Here is a 17146-nt window from a genome sequence, read left to right as displayed (position 1 = left end):
AGAAAAAGCCATGTCGGAGCAGAAGAAGAGCGGGTCGCGGTTCGGCGCGTTGAACATCAAGGGCCTCAAGGAGGCGCAACCCGGCGGCAACGCCGTGCAGCGCCACGTCCACGGCCCGGGGTGCGACCACGACCACGGGCATGACGACCACGGCCATGACCATCACGGTCATGACCACGGGCACGCGCATGCGCACGGTGAGCCCCACGTGCACGGCCCCTCCTGCTCCCATGGCCACGACCACGGGCATGACCACCATGGACATGCCCACTCCCAGCGCGTCATCCGTCCGCCGGCCCACCGTCCGGCGGAAGGGGGCGGCGCCGCGCTCCAGCTGGATTTGGAGGGCACGCTGCCGGGAGAGACGGACGACCAGGGCCGCTTCGAGCGGCTGGAGGCGGCCCTGGAAGCGCAGCACGGCATCACCGACGTGCACCTGCGCCGCGACGCGGGCCACGCGGAGGTGTGCATCCACTACCAGCCGTCACTGGTGAGCGTGTCGAAGCTGGTGACGCTCGCGCAGAAGACGGGGGCGCAGGTGGCCGCGCGCTACCTGCACCACACCTGGTTCGTGCGCGGGATGGACTCCGCGGACGCGGCCCAGGTCATCGAGCACGCGGTGTCCCGGATGAAAGGCGTGCTCACCGCCAGCGTCGCGTACGCCAGCGAGCGCCTGGTCATCGAATACGACAAGGAAGAGCTGAAGCTGCCGGACGTGGAGGCCCGGGTGAAGGCGCTCGGGTACGGGCTGGAAGTGCCCATGGCGGGCCACGCCTGTTCGCACCACGCGCACGGCGGAGGCCTGGCGCCGCTCCTGGAGCTGCCCCTGGTGGTCGCCTCCGGCGTGCTGCTGGCGGCGGGCTTCGTGGTGGAGCACTTCGCGCTGGCGCCGCCGCTGGTGGCCACGGTGCTCTGGGCGCTGTCCATGGCGAGCGGCGGCTTCTTCGCCATCCGGGGCTCGGTGCAGTCCATCGCGCAGCTGCGCATCGACATCGAGACGATGATGGTCGTGGCCGCGGTGGGCGCGGCGGTGCTCGGCGCGTGGTTCGAGGGCGCGTTCCTGCTCTTCCTCTTCAGCGCGGGCCATGCGCTGGAGCACCGGGCCATGGACAAGGCGCGCCGCTCCATCGAAGCGCTGGGCCAGCTGCGCCCGGAGGTGGCGCGCGTGCGCCGGGGCTCGGAGGTGGTGGAGGTGCCGGTGGCGGACGTGGCGCGCGGCGAGCGCATCGTCGTGCGTCCGGGCGACCGCGTCCCGCTGGACGGCATCATCCGCGAGGGCAAGAGCTCCCTGGACCAGGCGGCCATCACCGGCGAGTCCATGCCGGTGGCGCGCAAGCCGGGCGACGAGGTGTTCTCCGGCACCATCAACTGCGAGGCGGCGCTGGAGGTGGAGGTGACGCGCCTGTCGTCGGAGTCCGTGCTGGCGCGCGTGGTGGACATGGTGGCGCAGGCGGAGGCGCAGAAGGGCAAGCGGCAGCGCTTCGCCCAGCGCCTGGAGCGCACCGTGGCGCCGCTCGTCATGGCGGCGGCGGTGCTGTTTCCGGTGGTGCTGGTGCTGACGGGCACGCCGATGAAGGAAGCGGTGCTGCGCGCGGTGGGGTTGCTGGTGGCCGCGTCGCCGTGCGCGCTCGCCATCTCCACGCCGTCCGCCGTCCTCTCCGCGGTGGCGTCCGCCGCGCGCGGCGGCGTGCTCATCAAGGGCGGCATCTACCTGGAGCTCCTGAGCGGCATCCGCGCCGTCGCCTTCGACAAGACGGGCACGCTCACCGTGGGCCGCCCCCGGCTGCTCACGACGTGGGCCGCGCCGGGCGTGACGCGCGAGGAGCTGCTGGGCACCGCCGCGGGAGTGGAGGCGCTGTCCGCGCACCCGCTGGCCAGGGCGGTGGTGGACGGCGCCGCCGAGGCGCGCGTCGCCGTGCCCGCGGGCCGCGACCTGGAGGCCATCCACGGCCAGGGCATCCGCGCGAAGGTGGGCGACGACGCGGTGGAGGTGGGCAGCGTGGCCCTCTTCGCGGGCGAGGCCCTTCCCCCGGAGGTCACCGCCGAGGTGACGCGGCTGGAGGAGGCGGGCCAGACGACGATGGTGGTGCGCCGCGCGGGCCGCTACCTGGGCGTGCTGGGCGTGGCGGACACGCTGCGCGGCGGCGCGAGGCAGGTGGTGCAGGCGCTCAAGGCGGGCGGCATCGAGCGCACGGTGATGCTCTCCGGCGACAACGCGCTCGTGGCCCGCTCCATCGCGCAGCAGGTGGGCCTGGACGAGGCGAAGGCGCCGCTGATGCCCGCGGACAAGGTGACGGCGGTGAAGGACCTGGGCCGCACGCACCCGGTGGCCATGGTGGGCGACGGCGTCAACGACGCGCCCGCGCTGGCCGCCGCCGCCGTGGGCGTGGCCATGGGCGGCGCCGGCAGCGACGCGGCGCTGGAGACCGCGGACGTGGTGCTGATGAGCGACGACCTGGCGAAGCTGCCCTTCGCGCTGGAGCTGTCCCGGCGCGCCACCGCCGTGATGAAGCAGAACCTGGTCATCGCGCTGGGCGTGAGCGCGGTGCTCGTCATCGCCGCCGTGCTGGGCCTCACGCGCATCAGCCAGGCGGTGGTCCTCCACGAGGGCAGCACGCTGCTCGTCGTCTTCAACGGCCTGCGGCTGCTCGCCTTCCGGCCGAAGGCGCCCGCCTCGCCGCCCCAGCCCGCCACGGGCCCGCAGCCCGCCGCCGGTTAGCCCGCGCGCGTCATGATTGGGATGGCAACTTCCCCCACACACGGAGGGGGAAGCGCACGCGCGCTGTCTCGCCTTGCGGCCTGCATGACTTGAACTGGATGCATGCAGCGCGTCGTGAGCGGGGGGTCACAGGCGGCGCGGGTTGGACATGGCATGGTGGCCCCCATGCCTGTCAGCGTCTTCGACCTCTTCAAGATTGGGATTGGACCCTCCAGCTCGCACACGGTGGGGCCCATGCGGGCGGCCCGCATGTTCGTGGTGGGGCTGTCGGACGCAGGGCTCCTGGAGCGCGTGACGCGGCTGAAGGTGGAGCTGTTCGGTTCGCTGGGCGCGACGGGCAAGGGGCACGGCAGCGACAAGGCGGTGCTCCTGGGCCTGCGCGGCGACACGCCGGAGGACGTGGACGTGGAGCTGGTGCCGTCCATCGTCGCGCACTGGCGCGCGGAGGGGCGCGTGTCGCTGCTCCAGCGGCTGGTGCTCCCCTTCCGCGACGGCGAGCACCTGGTGATGCACAAGCGCAAGGTGCTGCCCTACCACCCCAACGGCATGCGCTTCAGCGCGTTCGGCGAGGGCGGGGAATCGCTCGCCTGCCGCATCTACTATTCGGTGGGCGGCGGCTTCGTGGTGGACGAGCAGGCGACGGCGGGCGCGGATCCGCTGCGCGCGCAGAACGCCTCCGTGCCCCTGCCCTTCAAGTCCGCGGCGGAGCTGCTGGAGCACTGTGAGCGGGAGCGGCTGTCCATCAGCTCGGTGATGCTGCGCAACGAGCTGGCGACGCGAAGCGAGGAGGACATCCGCGCGGGGCTCCTGCGCATCTGGGCGGTGATGCAGGCGTGCGTGACGCGCGGGTGCACCACGGGCGGCATCCTGCCCGGCGGCCTGAAGGTGGAGCGGCGCGCGGCAGCGATGTACCAGCGGCTCCTCAGCCGGCCGGAAGCCGGGCTCACCAACCCGCTGACGGTGCTGGACTGGGTGAACCTGTACGCGCTCGCGGTGAACGAGGAGAACGCGGCGGGCGGGCGCGTCGTCACCGCGCCCACCAACGGCGCGGCGGGCATCATCCCGGCGGTGCTGCACTACTACTGGCGCTTCGTGCCGGGGGCGAACGCGGACGGCGTGGTGCGCTTCCTGCTCACGGCGGGGGCCATTGGCGCGCTCTACAAGGAGAACGCGTCCATCAGCGGCGCGGAGGTGGGCTGCCAGGGCGAGGTGGGCAGCGCGTGCTCCATGGCGGCCGGGGCGCTGGCGGAGGTGCTGGGCGGCACGCCGTTGCAGGTGGAGAACGCGGCGGAGATCGCCATGGAGCACAACCTGGGGCTCACCTGCGACCCGATTGGCGGACTGGTGCAGGTGCCCTGCATCGAGCGCAACGCGATGGCGTCCGTGAAGGCCATCAACGCCGTGCGCATGGCGCTGTCCGGCGACGGGCGGCACTTCGTGAGCCTGGACAAGGTCATCAAGACGATGCGCGACACCGGCCGCGACATGAAGGACAAGTACAAGGAGACCGCGCGCGGCGGCCTCGCGGTCAACGTCCTGGAGGTCGCGAACCTCAGCGTCGGCCTGCCGGAGTGCTGAAGCCGCTGGCGGGCTGAAGCGCGCCCGCCCGCGCTTGCCGCTGAGCGTCGCGAATACCGGGTCCACCTTCGCCACCGGAGAGGGCCGGGCGAAGACGGCCCAAGCCGCAGCCCTCCATGCCGGGTGCCTCCCGCCCGACGCGGCCCCAACCTGTCGGACCGGTTCCGCGGCCTGGACGGAGCGGCCTCCCCCTGCCGCAGGGGCCACCTGTCCGACTGTCGGACCGGTTCTCGATGATCGGACGGAGCGCCCCCAGCCGCAGGGGGCCCAACCTGTCCGACTGTCGGACAGGTTCGTGCGGTGTACCGCTGACGGGGGAGGTCACAGCGGGGCTCCCTCCGTTCTCCCTACGGACTGACTTCCGTTCGCAGGCCTATCGCCGACGCTTGCCGCCGCGTGTCGCGGACACCGGCACGGCCTTCACCACCGGAGCGGGCCGGGCGGAGAGCCAGTCCTCCACGTCCTTCGACTGCGCCGTGCGGCCCGCGGACGTGAAGCGCGTGAGCGCCTGCGACGCCGCGTCCCGGGCCGCCTCCTTCTCACCTTCCGTCCACAGCGCCTGCGCCAGCGCGAAGCCGGACTCGCCCAGCGAGTCCTCCTGCGCGTCCTTGAACGACAGCGCCTGCTTCAGCGGGGCAATCGCGTCGCGCGTGCGGCCCAGGCCCATCAGCGCCTGCCCCACTCCGTCCAGCGAGTAGTAGACCAGCTCGTCGTCCGGCCCCAGCTTGTCCTGCTTCACCTTCAGCGCCTCCTCGTAGTCCCGCAGCGCCTCCGGGTAGCGCTTGAGCGCGAGCAGGCTCATCCCCTCCTCGTCCAGCGCCTCCGCCAGCTTCACGCTCTGCGCGCCCAGCAGCGTGCGGTGCAGCGCCACCGACACCCGCGCGTGCTCCAGCGCTCCGGTGAAGTCCTTCTGATCGCGCAGCGCCATGGACAGCGCCTGATGCCTGCGCGCCGTGTCCAGGTGCACGGGCCCCATCGCCTTCTCCGTCTGGGCGAGCGCGTCCTTCAACACCGTCACCGCCTGCGCGCTCTTGCCCGTTTCCAGCAGCGTGCGCCCCAGCGTGAACGCCACGCGCGCCCGCTTGGGGTGGCCCTCCGGCAGCGCCTTCGCCAGCAGCCCCGACGCCTGCTCCAGCAGCTTCAGCGCGTCGTCCGGGTGGTCCTGCATCAGCGCGAGGTTGGCCGCGTTCACCTTGAGGTCGCTCTCCAGCACCGCGTCGCCGCCCACGCGCTTCAGCGTCGCCTCGCCCAACCGGCCCCAGCGCTGCGCGAGCGCGAACTGCTCCTGCTCGCCGTCCACGTAGAGCAGCTTGTTCATCACCGACACCGCCAGCCGATCCGCCCGGCCAGCCTCCGCGTCGTAGACGGCCTGCTCCAGCACCGCGCCGCCCGCGGCCTTGTCGCCCAGCACCGCCTGCGCCCAGCCCAGGTGGAATCTCAGCTCCGCCATCAACGGCAGGTAGCCCGTGGCCAGCACGCGCGCCTCCGCCGCCTTCGCCAGCTCCAGCGCCTTGGGCATCCGGCTCAGGTCCACGCGAGCCTTCACCTCCGCCAGCTGCCCCTCCAGCGTCTCCAGCTCCGCGCGCTTCGCGGGGTCCGCAGGCCGGGGCTGCAGCTCCGTCAGCGCCTCCACGTCCGCGCAGTCGCCCGGCGCGGGCAGCGCCCAGGCCGCGTCCAGCGACTTGTCTACCAGCGCCACGTCCGCCGTCTGGAGCGTGGCCACCAGCGCGCCCAGGTCCTTGCGCCGCCGCTCCAGGCACACGAAGCGCTGGGACAAGAGCGCCTCCGTCTGCACCTCGCGCACGCGCGTGTCCTCGCACGCCACCGTGTGCTGCTTCGCCCACTCCGCGCCGTAGCCGTCCAGCACCTCGCCCACCCGGCGCGCCATGTCCTGCGCCACCGGGCTCTTCGTCGCGAGGAACGCCTGCGTCACCTTCTCCCGCGCGTCCGGCCCCCAGCGCTCCGCCACCAGATCCGCCGCGCCCTCGCACACCTGGGAGCGAGACCACGCCACCCCGCCCGCCACGCCCAGCACCACCGTGGCCGCCACCGCGGCGCCCGCGCGGCGTTGCAGCAGGGCCCGCCGCTCCCGCTGCCCCAGCACCGTCAGCAGCTCCTCCATGGAGCGGAAGCGGTCGCGCGGCTCCAGCGACAGCCCCTTCATCAGCGCGCGGCGCACCCAGGCCGGCACCTTCGATTCGCGCGGCGGCTCCAGGATGGGCGACGGCGGCAGCACCTGCACCGCCGCGGCCTCCGTCACGCCCGGCTCGTCCTCCGCCCCGCCCCGGGCCCGCAGCTGGGACGCCACCCGCGACAGCTCGTCCGGGTCGAACGGGCGGATGCCGTACAGCGCGCGGTACAGCGCCGCGCAGAAGCTGAACTGGTCCGACCGCGAGTCCAGCAGCTCGCCCCGGAACTGCTCCGGCGACATATAGGCGGGCGTGCCCATCACCAGCCCCGCCTGCGTGAGCTGCGAGTTCAGCGGCGAGTCATCCCCCACCGGCCGCGTGCGCTCGCCGGCGTCCTCGTCGTCCTCCACCTCCCCCATGGGCCGCGCCAGCCCGAAGTCCGTGACGTAGACGCGCCCGTCCTTGCCCACCAGCACGTTGGCCGGCTTGAAGTCGCGGTGCACCAGCCCCGCCACGTGCGCCGCCTCCAGGCCCCGGCCCGCCGCCAGGTACTTGTCCAGGAGATCCTGCCACGTGCGGGGCTTTGCTTTCGTCCAGTCGCGCAGCGTGCCGCCGTCCACCAGCGCCATCGCCACGTAGATCTGCTGGTCCCACTGCCCCACCTCGAAGACGGGGATGACGTTGGGGTGGGAGATGCGCGCCATGGCCTGCGCCTCGCGCAACAGCCGCGCCCGCCCCTGATCCAGGTCCTCGTGGCCGCCCTTCACCCGCAGGAGCTTCAGCGCCACCTTGCGGTCCAGGTCCGGGTCATAGGCGGCGTACACCACCCCCATGCCCCCCTGCCCCAGCACCTTCAGCGGGACGAACCGGCCCACCTGCCGCGACGAAAGGCGCTGCGACTCGCCCCCCGCCCCACGCGAAGGCGCCGAGGACTCCGCCCCGCCCCGCCCCGTCGCGGGTGCATTGCCTCTACCCGTACCGTAGGATTCCCGCGACGTCGAAACGCGCGGTGCGGAGCCAGGCGCCGAAGGCCCGTCGTCCCTGTCATTCCGGTTCGCCATGGGTCCAGTGTACCCCTCATTCCAGGATTCCATGTTCTTCGGCCGGGACGCCTGCCCGGTTGCGTCGGAAATCGCGCGTTCCCGTCAGATCCAGCAATCCGGAAGCAACCTCTGAAGTCTCCCGCGGATAATGCGGGAGGAAAAAGACCCAGAAGCGACAGGAGATGCCCGTGGCCCTCAACATTGGCTCCAAGCTCGATTCGGTCATGGCGCGCATCCGCCAGGCCCAGGAGCAGGCCCGCGCGGAGATGGCGGCGGCCGCCCAGTCCGTGAAGGAGCCCCTTCCGGACTCACCGAACGCCAAGCCGCTCAACGCCGCCGAAGGGCGCTACCTGGACTCCTTCGAGGCGGAGCGCGCCAAGAAGATGGGCTTGCCGTCCCTGGCCGCCCCGCCGCCTCCGGGCACGGACGTGACGGCCCAGCCCAGCGCGGTCCCCGCCAACCTGGCGACGGAGGCCCAGAAGGAGGAGGGCTGGAACGCGCCCCAGACGACCGTCGCCCAGACGAGCAAGAAGGGCTGCGCGGAGGCCACCCTCACCTACCTGGAGCAGGCCGGCGCGGAGGAAGCCGCCCCGCTGACGCAGCAGGAGGCCCGGGAGAAGGTGCGCAACAAGGCGGACACGCTGGCCACGTCGGAGACGGCGGGCGTGAAGGACCGCGTGCAGGTGAACCTGGACGACGGCGCGACCCCGGACGAGATGGGCGCGATGCTGGGCTCCATGGGCATCAAGGTCACCAACGGCTTCGACGCGTGCGACACGGACGCGCTCAGCGGCGCGCTGAAGCACGGGCAGATGGCGCTGGCGCTGGTGGACTCCAACGCGCTGCTCAACACCACGCTGGAGGAAGGCGAGAAGGGCCCGGAGAGCGGCGAGCTGCACTGGCTCACCATCGACGGCGTGAACCCGGGCCTGACGGACAGCACGGACGACGACCTCTACCGCGTGCGCGACCCCGTCAACGGCGCCTACTGGGTGAAGGCCAGCGACCTGAAGAAGAGCATCGATCAGGCCCAGGAGAAGCACGACAGCGGCGGCGTGATGACCGTGAAGAAGGACCGCACCGCGAACACGAAGGAAGAGCGCGAGGCCCTGGCGCGCACGAACCTGGAGCACACCCAGCCGCTGGGCAAGGGCAACGGCGGCGCCAGCCGTCGCCTCAGCGTGAGCGAGTCCAGCTAGGCCCCACGCGCAGCTCCCGCATCACCCCAACGCCTTCCCCCAGCCACCGCGTGGGGGAAGGCGTTTGACTTTCCGTCGGCCGGCCAGGTCGGCACAGGATCGTGGGCATTCATTGCGACCCGGAATCCTCCACGAGGACGCGGGCCTCGCGGAGCGCAGCGACGCACCGCGGCGGTTTACGCAATGGGGTGCCGGGACGACCCTTGAGGGGCAGAGGCCCCGCGGGGAGCGGCGCCGCCCGATTGGTCCGACTCTCGGACCACGAGGTCCTCAATCGGAGACCAAGGCAGAGTCGCGAACTGAGGCACCTGCCGGGAGCGACGTCGCCCAACTGGTCTGACTGTCGGACCAGTTCGCATCGCCCGGTGCCGGAGGGCGCATGCCCCCACCCCGAGCCGGGTGGAGGGCTCCTTCCCGTTCATGTCAGACCCATCTGGTTGGATGGGCGAAGCATCGGCGAGAGGGGTGGCGGGATGGTGAGGGTGGGGCTCGTGGCGTACGTGGAGGAGCAGCTCGAGCAGGACATCGCGCTGGGGCGGCTGCCGAGGAACGGACGGCTCGCCTCGGAGCGGGTGATGGCGCGCTGGTATGGCGTGAGCCGGGGCACGGTGCGCGAGGCCTTGCGGCGGCTGGCGGCACGGGGGCTGGTGGTGCAGCACCCCGGACGCCAGGCGCGAGCGGTGGCGCTGGACGAATCGTTGACGCTGGAGAACCTGGGCCTGGCGCTGCATGCCGCGCACTCCGAGGAGGGCCGGCGGCTGCTGGAGGGCTTCTTCAGCCTCAAGCGGCAGGTGCTGGTGGAGCTCCTGGCCGAATGCTGTGCGAGGGCCTCCGAGTCGCAGGTAAGCCAGTTGGAGGCTAGCTGCTACGCGCTCTGGGACGCAGCGCGCTGGCACCCCGGAGAGCGCTGCGCCCAGTTGGAGTTCGAGTTGCTGCGGCTGGCGGCCCAGGCGGCTGCACGTCCCGGGCACCTGCTCCTCATCCAGTCGCTGCAACGGGCCTTCAGGGGCATTGGGGCCCGGCTGCTGCCCTTCATGGGCGGTGAGCCGCTGCGCGAATGGGCCATTTGCGCGATGCAGGCGTTGGGTGAGCGCGACATGCAGGCGCTTCAGCACCAACTGCCGGTGTTGCTGAAGACGTGTGATGAGCGGGTGCTCGACCAATTCACCACACGTCCTCAGGAGCAAGTCGCTCCCGAGGCCGCGCCCGAGGCGCTCACCAGCGTTGAGACGCATGAGCCTGACAATCCCGTATCAGATGCCGGACAGGCCGCGGCATTCGAGGGGGGCTCCTGCATTGAGACGGCTGATTCCAGCGACCCTCTCTTCGCTACCGAGCAGGATGAGGGGTTGGAGGCAAGCTCCTGCGTTGAGGAGCGTGGCATTGGCATCCACTTGCAAGCCAATGCGGCGCCTGTCGCTGCCCCCTGCGCCCTCGTACAGGCTGTCTCAATGGAGCCCGACAGCGAGGTACCGGGGTTTACAGCCGCTCCGGGGCCCGCCCCCCGCGAACCCGGTGGGGAGGGCACTGGAGGAATCCAGCTGAAGGCGCCACCCATCAATTCCTGCGGGCGCCCCCATGGGGCGACGTGCGACGCCGACGGCTTGATTTCTGGCGACACAGACCCACCGGTCCACTGAACTGCGCGCTACCGGCTCCTCCGGTGCCTACGCCCCGAGTTCCTCTACTTCTGCGGCGACGCCCCTTCGCATGCGCTGTCGCTCGTGAAAGCGACACAGGCGCCCCTGAGAGGGGGCACGTGCGTCGCTTGAACGTGGACACATCCACACCATGATTGCGCGTCGGATGTATCCACGATCGCCTGTCGGCCTGACTAGAGGGCTTCGCCCACCACCAGCGTGACGGGGCCGATGCTCTGGACGATGTACTGGTTGCGCGTGCCCACCTCGATGACGCTCTTCAGCCGCGCCTCCCGCCACTTCGTGAAGCCCAGCTCGTACAGCCACCGGTAGTCCTTCGGCGGGCCTTCCGAGGCCTGGGGCGAGGCGCGCTCGCCCAGGATGAAGGCCGCGTAGCGCGTGTACGCCTTGTGGATGCTGCCGCCGCCCGCGCCCGCGTAGTCCCAGAAGCCCGGCCGCGCGTAGTTCACCTCCGCGGTGCGCGCGATGAGCGACAGGGCCCACAGGTGGAAGAGTGAGTAGCCGATGGGCGGATCCCGGAGGATCTTCTCCTCGTAGACGCGGCCCTCGTTGGCCGTGCCCGTACCGGACTCGATGGCGCGGTTGATGACGTCCTTGATGAAGGACGGGTTCGCGTACGCGCCGTTGCGGCGGTCCGTCCACGCCGTGCCGTCCATCACGTAGCCCGCCAGCGCGTTGTCCTGCAGCGCCACGGACGCGGCCATCAGGCCCGCCAAGCCCCAGCTGAGGTGGTTGTCGGAGCGGTAGCGGGTGAAGGCGCTGGAGGTGGGGTGCGCGTCCGCCCAGCGCGTCCAGGCCTGGAAGCTGGAGTTGACCGCCTCCGCCGTCTTGCGCAGCCACTCGCGCACGGCCGTGTCGTCCGCGGCGGGCAGCGCGTAGCCGTTGCGCTTGAGCAGCACGTACGCGTCGCTGGCGTTGATGAGGCCGTACGCCTGGAAGATGCCATCCAGCGCGAAGTTCCACGGGCGGTCGGAGCAGTAGTCCGCCGTCTGGCCGTCCAGCTTCGCCGCCGCGTAGTCCACGTGCAGGTCGTGCAGGTTCACGGGCGTGTGCTGTGACGCCCACGTCTTCAGGAACAGCGCCGCGCGCGCCGCGTACTTCGAGTCCCCGCCCACGGCGTACTGGAGCGCCAGCGTGCGCATCCGGTCCGCGTCGTCCGTGAACTTGCCCGTTGCGTCCGCCAGCGAGTTGTCGATGCCGTCCGTGTCCGGCGAGCACCAGTGGTAGGTGATGGTGGAGACGTCCGTCATCCGGAACGGCCTGGGCGTGGCCGTCAGCGCCGCGTCCGCGCGGCCCTTCAGGATGCGAGCGTTCTCCGCGTACGGCTCCGTCGTGGCGGTGGCCCGCGTCCTCGCGCGGGTCAGTTCCGCGGCCGTGATGAAGATGCCGCCGCCCGCCGTGGGCAGCGCCGTGGCCTCGGCTTCGGACTGTGCCAGGGCTGGCTCCATCGCGTCCTCCGGCCCGCAGGCCGCGCCGCCCATCACCACTCCCAGCACCAGGGTCCGCAGCCACCGTGTATCCATCGTCATGTCGTCGGGTCCTTTCGAGAGCAGGTGCGAGGAGGAATCAGGTGCCGTCGATGAGGCGGGTGGCCAGGTCCGGGCTGAACTGTCCGGCGGGCGTGCCCGGCGCGATGCCGCACTGGCCATCCGAGTCCCCCGGCGTCTTCACCCACAGGAGCATTTCCGCGCCGCCGCCCGTCTGCGAGGGGACACCCAGCTTGCGGCCCGCGGGGTTGCACCACTCGCCGTTGGAGCCGTTGCCATTGCGGCTGGTGTCCACGACGTACTGCCGCGTGTAGCCGTAGCGGCTGTTCAGCGCGGCGTTCACCGCGTTGCCGTACGTGGAGGACTCCGCCGTGGGGTAGAAGTTGGAGACGTTGAGGGAGAAGCCGCGCACGTTGCGCACGCCCGCGGACTCCAGGCGCTGCGCCATGGTGTCGGCGGGAATCCAGTGCGCGTTGCCGCCGTCCAGGTACGTCCAGGTGTTGGTGGCTCGGTCGCGCAGCTGCTCGGAGGCGTAGCGCAGCAGGCTCAGGCGCGTGGCGCGCTCCGTGTCGTTGGGGAGGCAGTCGAGCTGCGCGACGCCGTCCGGCTCCACGATGACCACCGCGGGCCGGTTGCCGATGGCCGCCGCGAAGGCGGCAATCCAGGCGCGGTACGCGTCCGGGCTGCCGGCCCCGCCGCCGGAGTGGCTGCCGCAGTCACGGCCGGGGATGTTGTAGGCCACCAATACGGGCAGCTTGTCCGCCGCGTCCGCCGCGGCCACGTAGCTGGACACCGCCTGGGTGATGTCGCCGCTCCAGTTGCCGAACCAGCGGGCCATGGGCTTCGAGGCGACGGACGCGTTGATGCGCGCCGCGCGGCCGTCCCCGCTGTTGTTGCGCGCCCACACGGCCGGGTTGGAGTTGGGGTCCACGTAGAAGCCGCTCGTCATCGCCACCGGGCCGGAGCCCGTGCCGCTCTCCGTGGAGAGGGAGATGTCATCCAGCCGCACGGTGACGGCGTTGGCACGGCCGCCCAGCTGGAACGTCACCTGCCCCTGGCCCGACGAGAACGACGACGTGAACGGGAAGGTGAACCGGCGCGACGTGCCGTCCAGCGTGAAGGACTGCGTGAGCGTGGACGCGTACGGCGCCACCTCCTGCTGCACGGTGGCGCGCGCGGTGATGGTGGCCGTGGCGGTGGCGGTGAACGCCAGCGTGTACGTCTTCCCGGCGGTGAGCGTCAGGCCGCTCTGCCCGACGATGGCATCCCAGGGGTTGGCCGTGTTCGCCGCCACGTCCACGCGCCACCTGCCGCTCTCCACATACGACGGCGTGCTGGCGTTGTTCCACCAAGGCGCCACCGTGCCGGAGCTGAAGGTGCCGTTGACGAGCAATTCGGTGAGCGCGGCCTCCTGCGCGGTGAGCGCGGGAGGCTCGGAGGTGACGGGCTCGGAGGGACCACAGGCCGCGAGCGCGAACAGCGGCATGAGCGGAAGCGACAGCCGACGCATGAACCGGAGGGAACGCATGAAGGGGGAACTCCTCATCACGGGGGAGCGTCCTTCATGCGGCGCGTCAGTCCTGAATACAAGACTAAACAGCTATTTCAGCTATTGACGGAATATTGCCGGGACATGCCCGGCGAGGGGCCAGCCGTGACGGACAGGCCCCTCGTGACACATGGGTCACGGCCCCTGCGGGCCGGGGCTGGAGTTGCCGCCGTCGGCGACGTAGCGCCACTGGCCGTCGGCCTGCCGGCGCCAGACGGTGAGGTACTTCACGTGGTCCACCTCCGGCTGACCCTTCTCATCCTTGCCGGTGGCGATGGCGCGGCCCACCGTGTACGCGAGGTCGCCGGAGCCCGCCGCGTCCCCCAGCACCGGTTCCCAGCGCAGGTCGATTTTATCGAGCGTGAACGGCGCGTACGCCTTCGCGACGGCGTCATGGCCGAAGATGCCGGTGGACCCGAGCGGCAGCACCGCGTCCTCGGCGGCGTAGGCGGTGAAGGCCTTGCCCATGCCCTCGGACGTGGACTGGGCGGAGAACGCGCGGTCGGCGGCCTTCGCCTCCTCCAGCACCTGCGCGGGCGCCATCGCGCGCGGCTCCGGCGCCGGCAGCGTGGACGACGGCGTGAAGCCCGCGGGCGGCGTCATCGCCGTCTTGGAGGCGTTGTGCACCGCCACCACCACGCGCCACTGCCCGTCCGGCTGGCGCTTCCACGCGGTGATGTAGCGCCCGGTCGGCCGCACCGATGTGCCGCCCGACTCCACCGACACGTTGCCCAGCGAGTACCCCAGCGTGCCGTCCGCGCTGACGTCCCAGCGCACCGGCGTCCAGCGCACCTTGCCCTCCGCCTCCAGCGGGTGCGCGGCCAGCCACGCGCGGATGGCCTCCCTGCCCTTCTGCGCGTACACGCCGTCCACCAGCAGCACCGCGTCGTCCGCGACGAAGTCCGCGAACGCCTGCGCCGAGCCGGACTTCTGGGCCGCGTCCGACATGGCCTGGTCCGCCGCCCTCAAGCCCCCGCGCACGTCCTCCACCGACTGCCGCGCCGTGCCTGCGCTCGCGCCGGCCTCCGCGCCCGGCCCGGAGGCCTTCGCCCCACCGCACCCCAGGGTCCCCAACGCCGCGACGACGAGCGCGCCCGCGAACATCCTTTTCATGTGCTGGTTTCCTTTCGTAAACACCGGGCCCGCGCGCCATGGCCGGCACCCCGGGCTCCCGACGCCGAGCCATACACGCAAACACGGAATTCCGCTCGGCCTACGACGGCGCGATCCAGGAATGATGCGTTTCTACAATTAGGAGGGAATTTCTCCCCACCGGGAAAGGACCCCTCGAATGGACGGACGTAACGGAAGGAACGGCGGCGCCCGGCTGCTGCCGCTGGTGGCGCTGATGTGCGCCACGGCGTGCGAGCCGCGCACCGCGACGCCCCCGGCGCCGGAAGGCCCCAAGGCGTCGGTGAAGCTGGCGGCGGGCGGCCTCTCCGCCACGGTGCGCAGGACGGCGCACGGCATCCCCCACGTGCTGGCGGACGACTTCGCGGGCGTGGGCTACGGCTACGGCTACGCGTTCGCGCAGGACAACTTCTGCGAGCTGATGGACGCGCTGGTGACCGTGAACGCGCAGCGCTCGCGCTACTTCGGGCCGGACGGCGAGTACCTGGCGGCCCTGGGCAGCCGGTACAACAACCTCAAGAGCGACTACTTCTACCAGGCCATCATCGACGACGGCTCGGTGGACGCGCTGCTGGCGAAGCCGCCGCCCCTGGGGCCCTCCCCGGACGCGCGCGAGCTGGTGCGGGGCTACGCGGCGGGCATCAACCGCTACCTCGCGGAGACCGGCGTGGACGCGCTGCCGGACGCGCGCTGCCGGGGCGGCGCGTGGGTGCGCCCCATCACCGAGCGCGACCTGTACCTGCGCTATTACCAGCTGAGCCTCTTCGCCAGCTCCCTGTACTTCCTGGACGCGCTGGTGGACGCGAAGCCGCCGTCCCTGCTGCCGGATGGCACGCTGCCGCAGCCGCTGCCCGTTCCCGCGTCGCTGGACCGCAACGTCTTCCCGAGCTCCGAGTCGCTGGGCCTGGGCAGCAACGCCTTCGGCCTGGGCGCCCAGGCCACGCGCAACGGCAAGGGCATGCTGCTGGCAAACCCGCACTTCCCCTGGGAGGGCTCGGAGCGCTTCTACGAGGCGCACCTCACCGTGCCGGGCAAGCTCAACGTCAGCGGCGTGAGCCTGCTGGGCGTGCCCGCCATCCTGATTGGCCACAACGAGACGCTGGCCTGGAGCCACACCGTCTCCACCGCGTACCGCTTCACGCCGTTCGAGCTGAAGCTCATCCCGGGCGCTCCGACGAAGTACCTGTATGACGGGCAGATCCGCGAGATGACCACCCGCACCGTGACGGTGCAGGCGAAGGAGGCGAACGGGACGCTCACGCCGCGCCAGCACACCTTCTACCGCTCGCACCTGGGCCCCATGCTGGAGTACCCCTCCGGCCTGATGACGTGGAACGGCCTCACCGGCTACGCGTTCCACGACGCCAACGCCACCAACCTGCGCCTGCTGGACGCCTTCTTCGCCATGGACCGCGCGGCGAACGTGGACGAACTGCGCACGGCGCAGGACACCTGGCAGGGCATCCCGTGGGTGAACACCATCGCCGCGGACGCGCAGGGCCGCGCGTACTACGCGGACATGAGCGTGGTGCCGCACGTCAGCGACGCGAAGCTCCTGCGCTGCGTGCTGTCCCCCATCCCGCTCCTGGTGCTCCAGTCCGCGGGGCTGCCGGTGCTGGACGGCTCGCGCTCCGACTGCGCCCTGGGCACGGACGCGGACGCGGTGGAGCCGGGCATCTTCGGCCCCGGGAGCCTGCCGCGCCTCCAGCGCGCCGACTACGTCACCAATTCCAACGACAGCTACTGGCTGCCCAACCCCGCCCAGCCGCTCACCGGCTTCCCGCGCATCCTGGGCGGTGAGAAGAACCCGCGCAGCCTGCGCACGCGCCTGGGCCTGAAGATGGTGCAGGGCCGCCTGGCGGGCACGGACGGCCTGGAGGGCCAGCGCTTCACGCTGGAGCAGCTCCAGACGGTGATGTTCAACAACCGCAACCACTCCGGAGAACTGCTGCGCGACGCCGCGGTGGCGCTGTGCCGCCGCACGCCCTACGTGCTGATGCCGGACCTCACCTTCGAGGACCTGCGCCCCGCCTGCCCCGTGCTGGCCGCGTGGGACCTCAAGGGCGACCTGGACAGCCGGGGCGAACTGCTCTGGCGCGTGTTCGTCTTCAGCGCGGTAGGCGTCACGGGCGGGCCGTACCTGGTGCCCTTCAACGCGAACGACCCCGTCAACACGCCGCGCACGCTCAACACCCTGAACCCGCAGGTGGCCCAGGCGCTGGGCACCGCCATCCGCACGCTGCGCGAGCGCGGCGTCCCGCTGGACGCGGCGACGGGCTCCGTGCAGGGCAAGCGCAAGAACGGCATCTTCTACCCGGTGCACGGCTGCAGCCACGACGAGGGCTGCTTCAACCAGATCGCCAACCAGATCGCTCCGGACGGCACCTACGAGCCCGTCCTGGGCTCCAGCTTCGTCATGGCCGTGTCCTTCACGGACGCGGGGCCCGTGGCGAAGTCCGTGCTCACCTACTCCCAGTCCTCGAACCCGGCCTCGCCCTGGTACGCGGACCAGACGGCGATGTTCTCCCAGAAGCAGTGGGTGGACCGGCGCTACACGGAGGCGGAGATCGCCGCGGACCCGGCGCTGACCGTCACGCACCTCCAGGAGTAGTCAAAGCCAGACAGCAGGACCCTACCGGCCCGGCGCCTT

9 protein-coding genes are annotated in these 17146 nt (G+C 71.4%); 5 read left to right on the top strand and 4 right to left on the bottom strand.

Annotation, left to right across the window (positions count from 1 at the left end):
* The first annotated feature begins 10 nt into the window (after positions 1-10).
* The gene (locus tag AABA78_RS14160) at positions 11-2719 is read left to right on the top strand and encodes a heavy metal translocating P-type ATPase (protein WP_338263548.1); all 2709 of its coding nucleotides are present in this window, start codon (positions 11-13) and stop codon (positions 2717-2719) included.
* Positions 2720-2884: 165 nt separating this feature from the next.
* A complete protein-coding gene (locus tag AABA78_RS14155) occupies positions 2885-4297 on the top strand; it encodes an L-serine ammonia-lyase (protein ID WP_338263547.1) in 1413 nt (470 codons plus the stop codon).
* Positions 4298-4670: 373 nt separating this feature from the next.
* Here the strand turns inward: AABA78_RS14155 and AABA78_RS14150 are convergent, their stop codons facing one another.
* Complete coding sequence (locus tag AABA78_RS14150) at positions 4671-7487, bottom strand: serine/threonine-protein kinase (protein WP_370469457.1); 2817 nt, start codon at positions 7485-7487, stop codon at positions 4671-4673.
* Positions 7488-7657: 170 nt separating this feature from the next.
* Between AABA78_RS14150 and AABA78_RS14145 the strand changes: the two genes are divergently transcribed.
* The gene (locus AABA78_RS14145) at positions 7658-8668 is read left to right on the top strand and encodes a hypothetical protein (protein ID WP_171419960.1); all 1011 of its coding nucleotides are present in this window, start codon (positions 7658-7660) and stop codon (positions 8666-8668) included.
* 491 nt (positions 8669-9159) lie between these two features.
* Positions 9160-10308, top strand: a complete 1149-nt coding sequence (locus AABA78_RS14140) for a FadR/GntR family transcriptional regulator (protein ID WP_338263545.1) — start codon at positions 9160-9162, stop codon at positions 10306-10308.
* Between the two features lie 194 nt (positions 10309-10502).
* On the opposite strand, the gene AABA78_RS14135 is transcribed toward AABA78_RS14140, so the two are convergent.
* From AABA78_RS14135 to AABA78_RS14125, 3 genes are all read right to left on the bottom strand, one after another.
* Positions 10503-11858, bottom strand: a complete 1356-nt coding sequence (locus tag AABA78_RS14135; RefSeq protein WP_338263544.1) for an alginate lyase family protein — start codon at positions 11856-11858, stop codon at positions 10503-10505.
* Positions 11859-11895: 37 nt separating this feature from the next.
* On the bottom strand, positions 11896-13344 hold the full coding sequence (locus AABA78_RS14130) for a glycoside hydrolase family 6 protein (RefSeq protein ID WP_338263542.1): 1449 nt from the start codon (positions 13342-13344) through the stop codon (positions 11896-11898).
* Positions 13345-13500: 156 nt separating this feature from the next.
* Complete coding sequence (locus AABA78_RS14125; RefSeq protein WP_338263541.1) at positions 13501-14478, bottom strand: YybH family protein; 978 nt, start codon at positions 14476-14478, stop codon at positions 13501-13503.
* A 178-nt stretch (positions 14479-14656) separates the two neighbouring features.
* Between AABA78_RS14125 and AABA78_RS14120 the strand changes: the two genes are divergently transcribed.
* Complete coding sequence (locus AABA78_RS14120; RefSeq protein ID WP_338263540.1) at positions 14657-17107, top strand: acylase; 2451 nt, start codon at positions 14657-14659, stop codon at positions 17105-17107.
* Positions 17108-17146: the final 39 nt, after the last annotated feature.

Source organism: Corallococcus caeni (assembly GCF_036245865.1).
In the GTDB taxonomy this organism is placed as follows: domain Bacteria; phylum Myxococcota; class Myxococcia; order Myxococcales; family Myxococcaceae; genus Corallococcus; species Corallococcus caeni.
The sequence above is the reverse complement of the archived record's forward strand: the minus strand, read 5'-3'. Positions and strand labels throughout refer to the sequence as shown.